The sequence below is a fragment of the Bacillus cereus group sp. BceL291 genome, from assembly GCF_051776705.1.
Taxonomy (GTDB): Bacteria; Bacillota; Bacilli; order Bacillales; family Bacillaceae_G; genus Bacillus_A; species Bacillus_A cereus.
Genome location: NZ_JBPWAP010000028.1, coordinates 16,947 through 33,313, shown reverse-complemented (window position 1 = coordinate 33,313; position 16,367 = coordinate 16,947). Strand labels below are relative to the sequence as shown.

The following is a 16,367-nucleotide window of genomic DNA, read 5'->3' as shown; positions in this document are numbered from 1 at the left end:
GTACAAACTGTATACAACTGTTTCTAATGAAATTAGCTTAACGAAAGAAAGGAGACAGTATGAAGAATAGACGCGTAGAAGAAATTAAAAAGCGGATTGCAAAAAGGAAGGCCGAGCAAGAAAGGATGGAGGAAGAGCAGTATTTTAACGGAGGGAATTTCGATAGTGAAGCGGTATTTATTGAAGATGGAGAAAAGGAAATGCATCCTTTATTTCGAAAGGAAGTCTTTTTCTTCAAAGTTTTATTATCAGCAATATTAGTTCTTTCGGTTGCTATTTTATATAAGAATGCTCCTTCTTCATTCAATGGAGCTAAAGCTGTTACAGAAAAAGTGATGAAAGAGGAATTTCAGTTTGCTACTGTAGCGAAATGGTATGAAAAGCAATTTGGAAAACCGCTCGTATTCTATTCGCCGAACGAGAAAAAAGAAGGAAGTATTCAGCAAAAGGATTATGCAATTCCTGCTTCTGGAAAGGTAATGCAAGGGTTTCAAAAAAATGGCCAAGGTGTATTTGTCCAAACAGCTACAAATGCAAAAGTGGAGTCAGTAAATGAAGGGTTAGTTGTTTTTGCAGGCAAGAAAGAGGAACTTGGAAATACAGTTCAAATTCAACATGCAGATGGTACGGAGTCATGGTATGCAAACTTAAACGATATGTCAGTGAAATTATATGATTACGTTTCAAAGAAACAAAAAATTGGAACGGTGAGTAATGATACAAATGATAAAAATGGAAAGTTTTATTTCGCGATAAAAAAGAATGAAAAATTTATTGATCCGATCCAGGTGATATCATTTGATTAAATATAGGGACGTTTTAACGAAAATTTCCGTGCATCCATTATTTTGGGTTATTATTGTCATTGGTATTTTTACTGCGCGTTTTAAAGAGTTACTACTGTTATTTTGTATTGTTCTTATTCATGAACTTGGGCATGCTTTTGCAGCAGCACACTATAATTGGCGTATAAAAAGAATTCAACTTTTGCCGTTTGGTGGCGTGGCCGAGCTTGAGGAACATGGTAATAAGTCATTGAAAGAGGAACTTGTTGTCGTAATTGCAGGACCGATTCAACATGTTTGGATGATGCTGGTAGGTTATATGTTGTTCGAAGTCGGTTGGCTGAATACAGATTTATATTATTTCTTTATGTGGAATAATATAATTATTTTAGCATTTAATTTACTCCCTATTTGGCCGTTAGATGGCGGGAAAGTATTGTTTAATGTATTATCATATCGTTTCCCTTATTTACAAGCACATGAAAAGATGATGCAATTGTCATGTGTTTTTTTTGGTGTAATATTAGGATGGCAGTTACTCTGGAATAGTAACAATATTATGATGTGGATACTACTCATATTTTTAGCAGTGTCATTATATCAAGAGTGGAAACAAAGACGGTATGCATTTATGCGTTTTTTATTAGAACGTTATTATGGAAACAAAAGAGGAATCGAAAAGATTGCACCTATTGAAGTGCAAACGGAAGATCGTTTATATACGATCTTTACAAAATTTCGTAGAGGATATAAGCATTCTATTATCGTCCGTGGAAAATATAAAGAGCATTACACATTGGATGAAAATGAATTGCTCTATGCATATTTTACTGAAAAACGAACAACTTCATCAGTTGAAGAATTAATCGGTTAGTGTTGACGATAGCACTAACCTTTTATTATTGTAAAAGCAAAGAAGATTATAAAGTGAGGAAATAATTTTGAAAACGTTATATGTGAATTACGCTGGTTCGGAAAAGCGCGTTGCAATTGAAGAGAAGAAAAAAATTGTTGAGTTTTTATGGAAACGTAATGAAGAGCAAGAGATTGTTGGGTATATTTATGTTGGACGTGTCGTAAGAACAATTGCTGGAATGAATGCAGCTTTTGTAAACATCGGTTTAGAAAAACATGCTTACCTTTCATACGATGATGTACCATCTTCTTATCGTATACATGAAGGGCAAGCGATACTCGTACAAGTTGTGAAAGAGGCAATTGATACGAAAGGGCCTAAATTGACAGCGAATATAGAATTTACCGGGAAATATGTCGTTTATATGCCGTTTGATGAGATGCGCGCTGTTTCTCGAAAAATAAAAAATAATAAAAGAAGACAACAGTTACTCCAAATTGAAATAGAGGGAACGGGGGGATACATTTTCCGCTCTGCTTCTGAAAAAGGAGCAATTGAAGAAATACAAGCTGAAATGCAAGGGTTACAACAGTTGTATGAAGAGTTAAAAAGAAAAGAGGGCCAAGGAAAGGCGCCGTTATTACTTCATCGACCGGCGACCTTTTTAGATCGTGTATTTCAAGAGAATCCAATTGAAACCATTGAAAAAGTAGTTGTAGATACAAGAAGTATAGTAAAAGAATTAGAAGACAAAGTTGGAAAAGAAAAAGTATCTTTTTATAATGAAAAGTCTTCGATGTTTAACCATTTTGGAATAGAGCGTGAAATTGAGAAAGCACTCCAAAAAATTGTGTGGCTTCCAAATGGTGCTTATTTAATTGTAGAACAAATGGAGACGATGACTGTAATTGATGTGAATACGGGCAAGTTTACGGGAAAACAAAATTTACAAGATACAGTACTTCGCACAAATGAGATGGCAGCTGAAGAAATTGCACGCCAATTAAGACTTCGTGATATTGGTGGTATGATATTAATTGATTTTATTAATATGAAAAAAAGAGAAGATAAAGAAAAGGTAAGAGAATGTCTTATAGCTGCTATGCAAGATGACCGCACATATACAAGGGTGCTCGGCTTTACGGAGCTAGGGATTTTGGAAATGACACGTAAACGTAAAAAGCATTCTTTACGGGACGTATTATTAAAAGAGTGTGTACCTTGCAAAGCGACGGGTTATGTGATGTCGCATGAAACAATTGCGTATGAGTTAGAGAGAGAACTAATCACATATGGCAATATAGAAGATGAAGCGGTATTAATCGCTGCGCCTAAAGAACTGCAAAAACAGTTTTTGCAAAAAGAATTACAAAAAAATATTCCATTTGAAATTTATTTCAAAGATGATAATATCGAAAAGTATGCTATCGTTCGTTTTGGAAGTAAAAAAGAAATTGTAGAGCGGAAAAAATAGTTAGCAGAACATTTATTGACAACCGTCTATGATTCATGATAACATCTTTATGTTATAGTTTATAGCACCTAAACGGCTATATGCTACAACCGCACAAGACAGGTTCCCTAAAGGCATTTATGTCTACCTCGTTTTTGGCGAGTCTTAGTAATTAAGAGGAGGTGCAAGTATGTACGCAATTATCGAAACAGGTGGAAAACAAATTAAAGTTGAAGCTGGTCAAGCAATCTACATTGAAAAATTAGATGTTGAAGCTGGTGAAACTGTTACTTTTGACAAAGTTCTTTTCGTTGGTGGCGAAAACGTTAAAGTTGGTAGCCCAGTTGTAGAAGGTGCAACAGTTACTGCGAAAGTTGAAAAACAAGGTCGCGCTAAGAAAATTATCGTTTTCAAATACAAAGCGAAAAAGAACAATCGTAAGAAACAAGGTCATCGTCAACCTTACACTAAGCTAGTTGTTGAAGCTATCAACGCTTAATTCTGGTTAACATGATTAAAATTACGATAAGTCGCACGAAATTAGGAAGTATCCAATCATTTAAAATGACTGGACATGCCGATTATGCGCCACATGGACAAGACCTTGTCTGTGCTGGAACTACAGCGGTTGTGTTTGGTTCTATAAATGCAGTGGAAGAACTTTGTAATGTGCAAGCAACTATTGAACTCGGAAGTGATGGCGGATTCTTAACGTATGAATTGCCTAATGATTTAGACGTTCATACAGCAGAAAAAGCACAAACGCTTTTAGAAGGATTAGTTGTTTCGCTTAAGACGATCGAACTTGATTACGGAAAGTATATCCGTTTAATAGAAAAAGTGCAGGAGGTGTAACGTATGTTAAGATTAGATCTTCAGTTTTTCGCATCTAAGAAAGGTGTAGGTAGTACAAAGAACGGTCGTGACTCTCAGTCAAAACGTCTTGGTGCTAAACGCGCAGATGGTCAAACGGTTACAGGTGGTTCAATTCTTTACCGTCAACGCGGTACAAAAATTTATCCAGGTGTTAACGTTGGTCGTGGTGGCGATGACACTTTATACGCGAAAGTTGACGGCGTAGTACGCTTTGAGCGTCTTGGTCGTGACCGCAAACAAGTGAGCGTATATCCTGTTGCTCAAGAAGCATAAGAACTCACGGAAAACTCTAACCTGAGTGCAGGTTAGAGTTTTTCTATATTAAGGGGTATCTAAATGAATGAAAAATGGACAATTATAGATGCATTGCGCCATTCAAGACATGATTGGCTCAATCGTATGCAGATGGTGAAAGGAAACCTTTCCCTTGGAAAAGTGGAAGAAATTCATAGTCTCATCGATCGTTTTGTCCAAGAAGCGAGACAAGAATCCAATCTGATGGGGCTATCAATGCCTTTATTTTCAGAGTGGATTTTAACATATAATTGGAAACAGCAGCCGTGCTTATTGGAGTACGAAGTATTAGGGAAATTACATAACTTATCTCACTTAGATGAGACTGTATGTACATGGACGAATCAATTTTTCTCGATGCTTCAGCATAGTTTAGACGTATATGTTGAAAATTATGTTTGTATCACAATTGAATGTGACGCGGATAATGCTCGTTTCTTTTTTGATTTTCGTGGTAAGCTAACGAGTGTAGAAGAACTACAGAATTGGCTTGCGACCCAAAACAATAAATGGTATTCCATTTCTTATACAGTGCGAGACGAAGAAGTCTCAGTTATATTACAACCAATTGAAAAAAGTGTGGTGAAATAATGTTTGTAGATCAGGTCAAGATATATGTAAAAGGCGGCGACGGTGGTAACGGTATGGTTGCGTATCGTCGTGAGAAGTATGTACCAAAAGGTGGCCCAGCAGGTGGCGACGGCGGTAAAGGTGCAGATGTTGTTTTCGTAGTTGAGGAAGGCTTACGTACATTAATGGACTTCCGCTACCAACGTCATTTCAAAGCTGATCGCGGTCAGCACGGAATGAGTAAAGGTCAGCACGGACGTAAATCTGAAGATTTACTTGTAAAGGTTCCACCAGGAACAGTAGTAAAAGATGAAAAAACTGGTCAAATTCTTGCCGATTTAGTAACGCATGGACAAACTGCTGTAATTGCAAAAGGTGGCCGCGGTGGCCGTGGTAACTCACGTTTTGCAACAGCTACGAACCCAGCGCCAGAAATCGCTGAGAACGGGGAACCAGGTCAAGAGCGTGATGTTATTCTAGAACTTAAAGTACTAGCAGACGTTGGACTTGTTGGATTCCCAAGTGTAGGTAAATCTACATTATTATCTGTTGTATCATCAGCGCGTCCGAAAATTGCAGAGTATCACTTCACAACAATCGTTCCAAATCTTGGTGTTGTTGAAACTGGTGATAACCGCAGCTTCGTTATGGCTGACCTTCCAGGACTAATTGAAGGCGCACATGCTGGCGTCGGACTTGGACACCAATTCTTACGTCATATTGAGCGTACACGTGTAATCGTGCATGTTATTGATATGTCTGGTTTAGAAGGCCGTGATCCATATGAAGATTACGTAACGATTAATAATGAATTAAAAGAATACAATCTTCGCTTAACTGAGCGTCCACAAGTTGTTGTTGCAAACAAAATGGATATGCCAGATGCAGAAGAAAACTTACAAGCATTTAAAGAGAAAGTGGGAGACGAAGTAAAAATCTTCCCAATCTCAGCTGTAACAAGACAAGGTGTTCGTGACTTATTGTTTGAAGTAGCGAACTTAATAGAAACAACACCAGAATTCCCAATACATGAAGTTGCGGATGAGTCTGATACAAGTGTAATGTACAAATTTGATACTGAAGGTGTTAAATTTGAAATTACACGTGAAAGTGATGGCACGTTTGTTATCTCTGGTTACGATATTGAGAAAACATTCAAGATGACAGACTTCTCACGTGATGAATCTGTACGTCGTTTCGCTCGTCAAATGCGCGGAATGGGTATTGATGAAGCGCTTCGTGCACGTGGTGCAAAAGACGGAGATATTGTAAAAATTCTTGAATATGAATTTGAATTTATCGATTAAGACTGCCGAAATACGGCAGTCTTTTTTTATATCGTAAAAATCGGATTTATATAGGAAAAAATCCCCACTAATTAAATTTTCAATTTATAATAAAAAGGGGAGTGGTTTTAGAAGAATTTTTTTATGGGGAGAAAACGAACATGTATAAAATATTAATTGTAGAAGATGATGAGAAAATCGCGGGAATATTAGAAGAGCATTTAGAAAGGTATGGCTATCAATCATTTAGAGCAAGTGATTTACGTCAAATAAAAGATGAGTTTGTAAAAGTGAATCCTCATCTCGTGTTACTTGATATTAATTTACCGTACTTTGACGGTTTTTATTGGTGTCGTCAAATTCGTACTGTATCGAATGCACCAATTATTTTTGTTTCTGCAAGAACAGGAGAAATGGATCAAGTAATGGCGATTGAAAATGGCGGCGATGATTATATTACGAAGCCATTCCATTTAGATATCGTAATGGCAAAGGTGAAGAGTGCACTTCGCCGTGGTTACGGAGAGTATGCTTCTGCCGCTGAGAGTGATTGTTTAGGTGTAAATGGACTGTTGTTATTCCCGTCTCAGCATATTGTTGAGTGGCAAGGACAACAAACTGAACTGACAAAAAATGAGTTTTACTTATTAGAGTGTTTAATGAAACAGGTGAATCAATATGTAACGCGCGAAGAACTGTTAGAAGCTCTATGGGATGAAGTAGCATTTGTGGATGATAATACATTAACCGTAAATGTAAAACGTGTAAGGAAGAAACTAGAGGAGTTAGGCATTAAAAATGCAATTGTAACGAAACGTGGATATGGTTATGCGCTTTTTACGGAGTGGGGCGAAGGGCATGAAGGTTAAAAATTACCTTATGGGCCGCTTTTCTTTAATTCTTTCTTATATTGTTAGCCTTTGTTTATTTGGGCTCGTTTTACAGCTGCAAAGTCTTTTAGAAAAGAAATCCATTGATTGGAGTACGTGGTTATATGGACTTTTATTAGGAACAGTTGTGTTTACTGTATACCTCATTTACGATTACCGAAAACGGAGTGTGTTTTTAAAGAGGATCGAAAAGTATGTTACTGATGGAAATACATTACATGACTCTTTACTTATTGATGGATCTTATACATCAGAGCAAGAAATGGTCGTTGAATCTTTTACGTTATTAAGACAGCAATATATGAATGAAGTTCATAAACAGCATGCGAAAGAGCAACAGCAAATGATATTTATGAACCAATGGATTCACCAAATGAAAACACCAGTATCTGTTATTGAATTATTGCTGCAAAAGTTTGGCAAAGAGCATCGTGAGGCAAGAGCAACAGTTGAAAGTATTCGTGAAGAAAATAACCGTATACTAAATGGTTTAGATTTAGCGTTACATATGGCAAGACTAGAGCAGTTTGCGAAAGATTATAAGATAGAAGTAGTAAATGTTATAGATGTCGTGCGAGGTATTATTAATGAAAATCGGAAATCCTTTATTCAATCGTCTGTATTTCCGAAAGTGATGTTTGAAGAAGATACTTGTATGGTTGCATCTGATAGAAAATGGCTGAGTATTGCTATAGGTCAAATTGTTGTAAACGCAATCAAGTATACAAAAATTTCAGCGGCAGAGAAAAAAGAAATTCAATTTCAAATTGAAGAGAAAAATCAAAAGGTGTTATTACATATTAAGGACAATGGAATTGGTATTCCAGAGCAAGACGTAAAGCGCATATTTGATCCATTTTTTACGGGAATAAATGGACGTAAAACGAGAGAAGCGACTGGGATGGGCTTATATATTACGAAGGAAATTTGCGATAATTTACATCATGGAATGTATGTCCAATCGGCTGAAGGAGAAGGGACAACATTCACGTTCCAATTTGCAAAAGATGAAGAATATCATACATTGATGAGAAAAATGACAAAACTGTAAGATAACAAAACGTTTTGTAAGGGAAATCACTCGTTTCTTTTTCTTATTTTTCTTATAGTAAATGTAAGAAGAAAACACGTAGGGGGATTAGAAATGAGTGTTCTTGAAGTAAAAGGATTAACGAAGGTGTACCAATCAAAAGGTTCAGTAGCGACGACTGCTTTAAACGATATAAATTTTAAAATAGAAGAAGGCGAATTTGTAGGGATTATGGGTCCTTCAGGAAGTGGGAAAACGACGCTTTTAAATTTATTAGCAACAATTGATAAGCAAACTTCAGGTCATGTGCTTGTAAATGGTGAAGAAATTAATCAAATGCGTGCTGCAAAATTAGCGGAGTTTCGCCGTACACATTTAGGGTTCATCTTCCAAGATTTTAATTTACTTGATACGTTATCCATTAAAGAAAACATTATTTTACCACTTGTAATGGCGAAGAAATCTGTAAATGAAATCGATGCGAAAGTACTAGAAATTGCGAAGTTTTTAAACATCGAAGAAATTTTAAATAAAAAAGTATACGAAGTATCTGGGGGACAACAACAACGTGCAGCAGCAGCGAGAGCAATCATTCATGAACCGACGTTAATTTTAGCAGATGAGCCAACTGGAAACTTAGACTCGAAGTCAGCAAAATCGCTAATGGGCGCTCTGCAAGATTTACACGAGCAAAAGAAAGTAACGATTGCAATGGTTACGCACGATCCAGTAGCGGCTAGTTATTGTGAACGTATCCTTTTCATACGCGATGGAGAAATTTTCTCGGAAATACATAAAGGAAGAACGAAACAAGCCTTTTTCCAAGAAATCCTGGACGTACTTGCGATGCTAGGAGGAGAATATCATGAACTTTCGCCAGCTCGCGCTTAATAACGTAAAAGGAAATTGGCGTAACTATAAAGCGTTTCTTATAAGTAGTTGTTTATCGATTGTCGTATTTTTCATGTATGCTTCTTTTATTTATCATCCAGATGTCGTAAGCGGTAATATTAGTATGAGAAAGATGATCACAAAAGGATTAGAATCGATGAATTATATTGTGGTCATCTTCTCGGCACTCTTTATTTTATATGCAAATTCAACGTTTTTACGAGCAAGAAAAAAAGAGTTTGGTCTACTAACATTAATAGGCGGAACGAAATCGCAGCTCGGCCGAATGATTATATTAGAGCAACTGATGTTAGGTAGTATTGCAATTGTAGTTGGTATTGGGGTTGGGATGCTTTGTTCAAAATTATTTTTCCAAGCGTTAAGCGTATTATTAAAAATAGATAAGACACTTCCACTTGTTTGGAATAGTAAAGCAGTTCTTATTACAGCTGGTGTATACTTTATTCTATTTTTAATCCTATCATTGTTTAGTGTTTGGACAGTAGGACGCTTGCAAATTATTGATTTATTAAGAGAGGCAAGAAAGCAAAAAGTAGAGCCGTTTGCATTTACATGGTTATGTGTAGTTGGTATAGGATGTATTATTGTTGCATATGTACTTAGCTTCCAAGTAACGTTTCTGAATTTCCTCATCCTTTTTTTACCGGTGGTGGGACTGACAATTGGCGGAACGTATTTACTATTTACACAAGGTAGTACAGTTGTATTAAAAGCATTACAAAAAAGAAAGCAATCTTTTTATACGTACCCAAATATGTTCGTCCTTAGCAACCTTATTTATAAAATGAAAGATAATGCTCGTTTTCTATTTGTAATTTCTATCATTACGGCGGTAGTATCTTCAGCGGTGGGTACACTGTACGTATATTTTGAAAATATGAGTGCGAAAACGGTAGAACTTACACCACATGCTATTTCATATGAGGAAAAGGGGTTAAATACGCATAACCTTATTAATGAAGAAAAGGTACAGGAGCTTGTGAAGAGACACGGGTTTGAAGATGCGCGAAAAGTAACATACGTTAAACTACCGGCAACACAGAAAATAACGTTGTTTAATAGTGAACATGAAGTACCGATGACGATTATTTCAGAAAAAGAATATAATGCAGAAGTGCGCAAACAAAAGAGAGAGCAACCTACAGAAGTTCATAATGCACCAGGTAGTGCAACGATGGTTATGGTTGATATGTCAAATGAACTGATGAAGATAGATCGTACGAAACCGTATGAATTTATAATTAACGGACAAAAGCAGTCTGTTCAATTAAATAATCCAACGCAGTATTCTGTTTTTAATGATAGTGAATATCTCATTGTAAATGATCAAGATTTTGAGAAATATGCAAAACTCGTACCAGATGAAGAAAAGTCGAAATATTACGGTTATTATATTGAGGATTGGAAAAGTACAGAAAATCTTGTATTAGATTTGAAAAATGAAATTGTACCAGAAAAGCAAGGGGAATTGAGAAATTCAGTGTTTGCGTATAAGGATATAAGAGAAGGTGGAGCAATTACAATGTTCATCGGTTTCTTCGTAGCGGTACTGTTCTTCTTCTTCGCTTGTAGTATGACATACTTTAAATGGTTTAACGATAAAGAACAAGATCGTATTCAATTTAAATCGTTAAAGAGAATTGGTATGACAGATAAAGAAATTCGCAAAATTGCGATTCGACAAATGGGAGTTATCTTCTTTATCCCAATTTTAATCGGTTCCATTCATAGTGGATTTGCTCTTCATACGTTAGGGAAAATGCTTTATATTAATTTATGGAAATCAGGTGCGCTTGTAATTGGAGCATACATTTTAGCTTCTGCCATTTACTTTATGATCGCGCAAAGAGGATATTTAAAACACGTAAAAAGCTAGGGGAACCTCTAGCTTTTTGCCTATGTAGTAAGTTACAGGAGGACGATAGATGAACATTCGGCAACTAGCGCTGCAAAATATAAAAGGAAATTGGCGTAATTATAAAGTGTTTTTCTTAAGTAGTTGTTTTGCAATATTTGCTTCTTACGCATATATGTCTGTCATTGTGCATCCATATATGCAAGAGACGATGTGGTATCAAAACGTACGCTGGGGACTTATCATATGTAATGTTATAATCATTTCTTTTTTCGTCATATTTATTTTGTACTCTACTTCTATTTTCATAGAAGCACGTAAGAAAGAATTAGGGTTATATATGTTAATGGGAGCAACGAAGTCTAACGTAATAGGAGTGATTATGACCGAGCAAATTTTAATCGGGGTCTTCGCGAATATTTTCGGTATTGGGCTTGGTATGATATTTTTAAAGCTCTTTTTTATGGTATTTAGTATGTTACTGGGGCTTCCGAAAGAACTCCCTGTCATATTTGACGTAAGGGCGATTGGTGTAACATTTATTACATATATGGTCGTTTTTATTTTGTTATCTTTTATAAGTGCTTTACGTATATGGAATATAAAAATCATTCGGTTATTGAAAGAATTTCGAACAGATAAAAAAGAGAAGAAAACATCAAAGTGGCTCTGTTTATTCGGTTTTGCTTGTTTAGTGGGCGGGTATGCATTGGCGCTACAAGTGACGATGGCTACGATAGCGATATACTTTTTCCCTGTGTCTATACTTGTCTTTTTTGGAACGTACTTTTCTTTTACACATGGAGCTACCCAAGTGTTAGAAATAATAAAGAGAAATAAAAAGATTATGTATACATATCCTTATTTATTTATAGTGAATCAATTGTCACATCGAATGAAGGAAAATGGTCGCTTTTTCTTTCTGATGTCTATGGCAACGACGTTTGTAGTTACAGCAACAGGTACGGTGTTCTTATATTTTTCTAGCATGCAAGATATGTGGCGAACTGGAGGGGTACACTCGTTTTCGTACATAGAAAAAGGTATTTCTACTCATGAAGTCTTTGAGGAAGGTGCGGTTGAAAAATTACTGCATCAATATGGGTATGACGATTTTCAATATATGAGTTTTGTTGGAGTGTATGCATCCTTTCAGTCTAGTAAAGGAGAAACAACAATAGTACCGCTTATAAAAGAAAGTGAATATAACCAAGAAGCAAGGAAACAAAAACAGAAAACGTATCGTCCTAAAAAAGGTACAGTGACACTTGTTTATTATAATAAATACAATAATTCGAATGTATATAATCAAAAAGAGATTGAATTGCAAGTAATGAATCAACCATATCAATTCGTATTTAACGGTCAGAAAGAAGGGGTTCAATTTAACCATCACCCTTCGTACATTAATGGTCTGTTCTTCGTTATGAATGATGAAGATTTTGATAGTATAGCAAATCAGGTTCCTGATTCTGAAAAAATGATATATAGAGGCTACACATTACCAAATATCGAAAAGACGAAGAAATTAAATGAAGATTTACGGAAACATATGAAACAAGATAATAATAATGCATTTCGAAGCAATATGGAGTTGTATGTAAATATGAAAGAAGGCGGCGATATTACTCTATTTGTAGGCTCATTTATTAGTATATTATTCTTTCTTACTTCATGTAGTATCGTTTATTTTAAATGGTTCCATAATATTGCATCGGACCGAAAGCAGTATGGTGCACTCTCTAAACTTGGAATGACGAAGGAAGAAGTATGGAAAATTTCTCGTTGGCAATTATGTATGCTATTTTTTGCGCCAATTATAGTAGGGAGTATGCATAGTGCAGTTGCGTTATATACGTTTCATAATACGCTTTTTATGGATGGATCATTAAGAAAAGTAGGTTTGTTCATTCTGTTTTATATCGCAGCATGTATCATTTATTTCTTCTTCGCTCAAAGAGAATATAAGAAACATTTAGACTAGCGAACGCTAGTCTTTTTTTTAATATTCGAAATTTACATAGAAGAATATAAAAAAGTATGGTATAACAGTAAGAAAACGAAAAAGAGGGGAAAAGACGATGATTCGAGTAGGATATTTAGGACCAGAAGCAACATTTACAAATATGGCGGTGAGTCGTTTTTTTCCGGAAGCAGAGCATGTACCATATCGAACGATTCCAGATTGTATAGATGCAGCTGCAAATGAAAATGTAGACTTCGCAGTTGTACCGTTAGAAAATGCAATAGAAGGTTCAGTGAATATAACGGTTGATTACCTTGTACATGAGCAGCCGCTTTCCATTGTAGGAGAAATTACAGTACCAATTCAGCAGCATTTACTTGTACATCCGCAGTATGCAGAAGTGTGGGATGAAGTATATGCAGTGCATTCTCATCCGCATGCCATTGCACAGTGCCATAAATTTTTAAATGAAGAATTAAAAGGAGTAACTGTTCGAGATATGACATCTACAAGTGCTGCTGCGCAATATGTGAAAGAACATCCTGAAGAGAAAATTGCCGCTATTGCAAATGAAGCGGCTGCAGAAAAATACGGATTAACAATTGTGAGACGTAGTATTCATACGCATAAAAATAATCACACACGTTTCTTGGTACTCCATAAGAAAAAGAAAGCAGTACTCCCGAATAACGGAGAGAATCGCGGAGAGAAAACGACGCTTATGATAACGTTACCTGCAGATTATGCAGGTGCCCTATATCAAGTGTTATCAGCTTTCGCATGGAGAAAATTAAACTTATCAAAAATCGAATCGCGTCCGATGAAAACAGGTCTTGGAAATTACTTTTTCTTAATTGATGTTGATAAAGCATACGATGACGTATTATTGCCAGGCGTAACGATGGAACTTGAAGCACTCGGTTTTTCTGTTACTGTGCTGGGGAGTTATTCTTCTTATTGGTTGTAAGATGTAGATGGAATGTTGGTATTTGTCTAATCGTCAATATCATTTCATTGCCTAATATATTTTTTAATAGATTAATAAAATCCCACCTGCAGAAGGTGGGATTCTTTATTTTAACTTCGCAAGACGATCTTCTAACTGACCACGCCAAATATCAGCTAGTTCTGGAACAGCAAGAATTTTTTCAATGCCATCTTTATCTTTTCTATTATGAAAATAAATTTCGTTAGAGAACAAAACAGAAACATTGCTCGGCTGACGTTCTAGTAATGTAATTTTAGAATCTTTACGTACAGTACCTTCTTGAAGAACACGGCATAGGTAGCCAGTAAATCCAGTTGCTACAATACGCAGCAGTATGCCAGGAATACCGAGGCGTTTTGAAATAGTGCTACAAGGAACGCGAGCTTGTGTCACTTGAATGATTGCTCCACCTAGTTGATATGTATCTCCGATGCAAACATCACGCTCTAACATATTTGTTACGGTAATGTTTTCGCCAAATGTGGAAGCTGGTAGCGTAGTTTGAAATTCCTCTTCCCATAGTGCGTAATGCTCGTGTGGGTATACACAAACAGCTCGATCAGGACCGCCGTGATGTTTTAAATCCGCTACGTCATCACCACGAAATCCGTCTTTTGAGAGAAAGGCCTCTTCTGTAGGATCTTTACATATACCTGTTATCATTTCTTTATCTTCGCCATATTTCATTTGTTTCGGTTTGCCAATGCTAAAGTGAACGAGTTCAATTCCCATGTTTGATCTCCTTTACGATTGATTACAATATTATAGCATTAAAAAAGCACAGAGGATGATAAAAAACTCTGTGCTTTACATTAATAAACGAGAAATCCTGCTTTATCTAACGCCTCACAAGCAGCATCTAACTTTTCTTTAGAATCTGCTTCAATTGTATGTAAGTGAATACCGTCTGTTAGTTGCGATAGATAGGAAGCATTTGTGTTTTCGATTTTTTGTAAATATTGCTCTACATCAAATCGATTACTTACCATAATTGATGCTGTTAAGTCGCCGTATACAGGATGCTCAACTTTTACATCTTTAATCGTAACGCCATGGTCAACAAGCATTGTAAGTTCTTGACGTACTTCTGCTGGTTTGTGCTGGCATACGATTACGCGTTCAAAAGCTTGTTGTTTCTCTTGTGGTTTTAAATATAAATAGCCTTGGGCAGTCGCAATAATTGGTTCGTTTCGTGCTTTAAGCAAGGAAATATCTTGCACGATAACTTGTCTACTTACGTTTGTCTTCTTCGATAGTTCATTCCCAGATAACGGCTCATTTGCAGCGAGAAGCCACTGAAGGATAAGCTGTCGTCTTTCTTCGCCTAAAATCTTTTTTTGGTCATTTTGTTTCATTATGATTTAACACCTCTATAAAATTGATTTCCAATTGTGTGTAGTGCATGAATAGTAGTATCAATTTGATCTTTCGTTGTTTGTTGTCCGAAAGAGAAGCGGACATATTGTTTGGCCTCTTCATACGTTTTTCCAATTGCAAGCATAGTTTTCGAAGGTTCTTGTTTACCGACTTGGCAAGCACTTCCGGTGGAAATGGCGATACCATGGCGATTACATTCTAACATAGTATATTGACCTTCTATTCCTTTTATTGTAACCCCAACAATATGTGGTAAACAAGAAGTAGAATGACCTTCTACTTCAATTTCTAGCGGAAGTGTTTGTATTTGCCCTAAAAAGTAGGAGCGTAACTCTTTAAAACGTAAACTTTCTTCCCATTGAGTTTTTAATATATTTTCAGCAGCTGTTAAAAAAGATGCGATGCCGGGAACGTTCACTGTACCTGGGCGAAATCCCTTTTCGTGAGAAGTTCCCGGAAATACTTGCTCCCAGCGCGATTGCGGATTTATGTAGCAAGCGCCGACACCTTTTGGTCCGTATATTTTATGTGCTGAAACAGAAAGACTATCAATCCCCATCTCAAAAACATGGATAGGCAGTTTACCAAACGTTTGCACACAATCCGTATGAAATAAAACATTATATTTTTTTAAAAGTGCCCCGATTTCTGTAATGTTTTGAACGGTTCCGATTTCAGAGTTTCCATGCTGTATACTTGCTAGCACAGTATCTTCTGTAATAGCTGCCTCTAAATCTACTAAACAAATGAGTCCATTTTTATCAACAGGAATTTCAGTGATCGTATAGCCTTTTGATTTTAGAGATTGAAAATAACTTCGAATGGATGCATGTTCCATAGGTGTCGTAATAATATGCTTCTTAGTTCGGGGATTTAGAAGTGATTGGATCGCAAGATAGTTTGATTCCGATCCGCCACTTGTGAAAAATACTCCTTGTTCTTTTCCTCCAATCATTTCCGCAAATGTTTTTCGGCAAACTTGTAATAAAGAAGCAGCTGTTCCTCCAATATCATGTAAACTTTGTTCATTTCCGAAGTATTGCGACGCTGCTTTCATATATGATTGTAATGCTTCCTCGCTCATAGGTGTAGTAGCTGCATAGTCAAGATATATCATCATGTAAGTTCCTCTCTCTAGTAAGAGTTACAGTTCTTTTACTTTTTTAATGGTAGTGAAAATAAGAATTATAAAAAACTCTTGTCATTATTTTAAAACTATGTAAATATAG

17 protein-coding genes and 1 other annotated feature are annotated in these 16,367 nt (G+C 36.2%); of the genes, 14 read left to right on the top strand and 3 right to left on the bottom strand.

What is annotated here, in order from left to right; genetic code table 11:
* Nucleotides 1-59: 59 nt before the first annotated feature.
* The 14 genes from spoIVFA (at nt 60) to pheA (ending at nt 13,740) form a co-directional block, all read left to right on the top strand.
* A complete protein-coding gene (spoIVFA, locus tag ACS2CR_RS18255; protein WP_000797471.1) occupies nt 60-806 on the top strand; it encodes a stage IV sporulation protein SpoIVFA in 747 nt (248 codons plus the stop codon).
* A complete protein-coding gene (gene spoIVFB, locus ACS2CR_RS18250) occupies nt 799-1,659 on the top strand; it encodes a stage IV sporulation intramembrane metalloprotease SpoIVFB (protein ID WP_000599055.1) in 861 nt (286 codons plus the stop codon). The genes spoIVFA and spoIVFB overlap by 8 nt, the downstream gene beginning before the upstream one ends.
* A 67-nt stretch (nt 1,660-1,726) precedes the next feature.
* Complete coding sequence (locus tag ACS2CR_RS18245) at nt 1,727-3,115, top strand: Rne/Rng family ribonuclease (RefSeq protein ID WP_053512750.1); 1,389 nt, start codon at nt 1,727-1,729, stop codon at nt 3,113-3,115.
* Nucleotides 3,116-3,192: 77 nt separating this feature from the next.
* Nucleotides 3,193-3,270 (top strand) — a sequence feature (ribosomal protein L21 leader region).
* Nucleotides 3,271-3,284: 14 nt separating this feature from the next.
* Nucleotides 3,285-3,593: a 50S ribosomal protein L21 gene (gene rplU, locus ACS2CR_RS18240; protein WP_000270907.1), complete on the top strand. Its 309-nt coding sequence runs from the start codon at nt 3,285-3,287 to the stop codon at nt 3,591-3,593.
* Nucleotides 3,594-3,604: 11 nt separating this feature from the next.
* Nucleotides 3,605-3,949 carry a ribosomal-processing cysteine protease Prp gene (locus ACS2CR_RS18235; protein WP_002001054.1) on the top strand — a complete coding sequence of 115 codons (345 nt, stop codon included), beginning with the start codon at nt 3,605-3,607 and terminating at the stop codon, nt 3,947-3,949.
* 3 nt (nt 3,950-3,952) lie between these two features.
* The gene (gene rpmA, locus ACS2CR_RS18230) at nt 3,953-4,243 is read left to right on the top strand and encodes a 50S ribosomal protein L27 (protein WP_000944958.1); all 291 of its coding nucleotides are present in this window, start codon (nt 3,953-3,955) and stop codon (nt 4,241-4,243) included.
* A 63-nt stretch (nt 4,244-4,306) separates the two neighbouring features.
* On the top strand, nt 4,307-4,855 hold the full coding sequence (locus ACS2CR_RS18225; RefSeq protein WP_001003584.1) for a sporulation initiation phosphotransferase B: 549 nt from the start codon (nt 4,307-4,309) through the stop codon (nt 4,853-4,855).
* Nucleotides 4,855-6,141, top strand: coding sequence for a GTPase ObgE (obgE, locus tag ACS2CR_RS18220; RefSeq protein ID WP_000497128.1), 1,287 nt, complete (start codon nt 4,855-4,857; stop codon nt 6,139-6,141). Before ACS2CR_RS18225 ends, obgE begins: the two co-directional genes overlap by 1 nt.
* 140 nt (nt 6,142-6,281) lie before the next feature.
* Complete coding sequence (locus tag ACS2CR_RS18215) at nt 6,282-6,989, top strand: response regulator transcription factor (RefSeq protein ID WP_001986640.1); 708 nt, start codon at nt 6,282-6,284, stop codon at nt 6,987-6,989.
* Nucleotides 6,979-8,061: a HAMP domain-containing histidine kinase gene (locus ACS2CR_RS18210; protein ID WP_053512751.1), complete on the top strand. Its 1,083-nt coding sequence runs from the start codon at nt 6,979-6,981 to the stop codon at nt 8,059-8,061. The genes ACS2CR_RS18215 and ACS2CR_RS18210 overlap by 11 nt, the downstream gene beginning before the upstream one ends.
* A 93-nt stretch (nt 8,062-8,154) precedes the next feature.
* Complete coding sequence (locus ACS2CR_RS18205) at nt 8,155-8,931, top strand: ABC transporter ATP-binding protein (protein ID WP_000114529.1); 777 nt, start codon at nt 8,155-8,157, stop codon at nt 8,929-8,931.
* A complete protein-coding gene (locus ACS2CR_RS18200; protein ID WP_053512752.1) occupies nt 8,906-10,828 on the top strand; it encodes an ABC transporter permease in 1,923 nt (640 codons plus the stop codon). Before ACS2CR_RS18205 ends, ACS2CR_RS18200 begins: the two co-directional genes overlap by 26 nt.
* A gap of 49 nt (nt 10,829-10,877) precedes the next feature.
* On the top strand, nt 10,878-12,791 hold the full coding sequence (locus tag ACS2CR_RS18195; protein ID WP_016111797.1) for an ABC transporter permease: 1,914 nt from the start codon (nt 10,878-10,880) through the stop codon (nt 12,789-12,791).
* Between the two features lie 97 nt (nt 12,792-12,888).
* On the top strand, nt 12,889-13,740 hold the full coding sequence (gene pheA, locus ACS2CR_RS18190; protein ID WP_000621701.1) for a prephenate dehydratase: 852 nt from the start codon (nt 12,889-12,891) through the stop codon (nt 13,738-13,740).
* Nucleotides 13,741-13,845: 105 nt separating this feature from the next.
* Here the strand turns inward: pheA and ACS2CR_RS18185 are convergent, their stop codons facing one another.
* From ACS2CR_RS18185 to ACS2CR_RS18175, 3 genes are all read right to left on the bottom strand, one after another.
* Nucleotides 13,846-14,493 carry an MOSC domain-containing protein gene (locus ACS2CR_RS18185; protein ID WP_053512753.1) on the bottom strand — a complete coding sequence of 216 codons (648 nt, stop codon included), beginning with the start codon at nt 14,491-14,493 and terminating at the stop codon, nt 13,846-13,848.
* An 80-nt stretch (nt 14,494-14,573) separates the two neighbouring features.
* Nucleotides 14,574-15,116 carry a transcription repressor NadR gene (locus ACS2CR_RS18180; RefSeq protein WP_000812240.1) on the bottom strand — a complete coding sequence of 181 codons (543 nt, stop codon included), beginning with the start codon at nt 15,114-15,116 and terminating at the stop codon, nt 14,574-14,576.
* Nucleotides 15,116-16,258, bottom strand: coding sequence for an IscS subfamily cysteine desulfurase (locus tag ACS2CR_RS18175; RefSeq protein WP_053512754.1), 1,143 nt, complete (start codon nt 16,256-16,258; stop codon nt 15,116-15,118). The genes ACS2CR_RS18180 and ACS2CR_RS18175 overlap by 1 nt, the downstream gene beginning before the upstream one ends.
* Nucleotides 16,259-16,367 lie beyond the last annotated feature (109 nt).

Excerpts from the sequence above, each read along its gene's own strand:
- ACS2CR_RS18180 (WP_000812240.1), bottom strand. The coding sequence starts at position 15,116 with ATGAAACAAAATGACCAAAAAAAGATTTTAGGCGAAGAAAGACGACAG.
- spoIVFA (WP_000797471.1), top strand. The coding sequence starts at position 60 with ATGAAGAATAGACGCGTAGAAGAAATTAAAAAGCGGATTGCAAAAAGG.
- ACS2CR_RS18175 (WP_053512754.1), bottom strand. The coding sequence starts at position 16,258 with ATGATGATATATCTTGACTATGCAGCTACTACACCTATGAGCGAGGAA.
- rplU (WP_000270907.1), top strand. The coding sequence starts at position 3,285 with ATGTACGCAATTATCGAAACAGGTGGAAAACAAATTAAAGTTGAAGCT.
- ACS2CR_RS18205 (WP_000114529.1), top strand. The coding sequence starts at position 8,155 with ATGAGTGTTCTTGAAGTAAAAGGATTAACGAAGGTGTACCAATCAAAA.
- pheA (WP_000621701.1), top strand. The coding sequence starts at position 12,889 with ATGATTCGAGTAGGATATTTAGGACCAGAAGCAACATTTACAAATATG.
- ACS2CR_RS18235 (WP_002001054.1), top strand. The coding sequence starts at position 3,605 with ATGATTAAAATTACGATAAGTCGCACGAAATTAGGAAGTATCCAATCA.
- rpmA (WP_000944958.1), top strand. The coding sequence starts at position 3,953 with ATGTTAAGATTAGATCTTCAGTTTTTCGCATCTAAGAAAGGTGTAGGT.
- ACS2CR_RS18215 (WP_001986640.1), top strand. The coding sequence starts at position 6,282 with ATGTATAAAATATTAATTGTAGAAGATGATGAGAAAATCGCGGGAATA.
- ACS2CR_RS18200 (WP_053512752.1), top strand. The coding sequence starts at position 8,906 with ATGAACTTTCGCCAGCTCGCGCTTAATAACGTAAAAGGAAATTGGCGT.
- ACS2CR_RS18185 (WP_053512753.1), bottom strand. The coding sequence starts at position 14,493 with ATGGGAATTGAACTCGTTCACTTTAGCATTGGCAAACCGAAACAAATG.
- ACS2CR_RS18225 (WP_001003584.1), top strand. The coding sequence starts at position 4,307 with ATGAATGAAAAATGGACAATTATAGATGCATTGCGCCATTCAAGACAT.
- ACS2CR_RS18195 (WP_016111797.1), top strand. The coding sequence starts at position 10,878 with ATGAACATTCGGCAACTAGCGCTGCAAAATATAAAAGGAAATTGGCGT.
- ACS2CR_RS18210 (WP_053512751.1), top strand. The coding sequence starts at position 6,979 with ATGAAGGTTAAAAATTACCTTATGGGCCGCTTTTCTTTAATTCTTTCT.
- obgE (WP_000497128.1), top strand. The coding sequence starts at position 4,855 with ATGTTTGTAGATCAGGTCAAGATATATGTAAAAGGCGGCGACGGTGGT.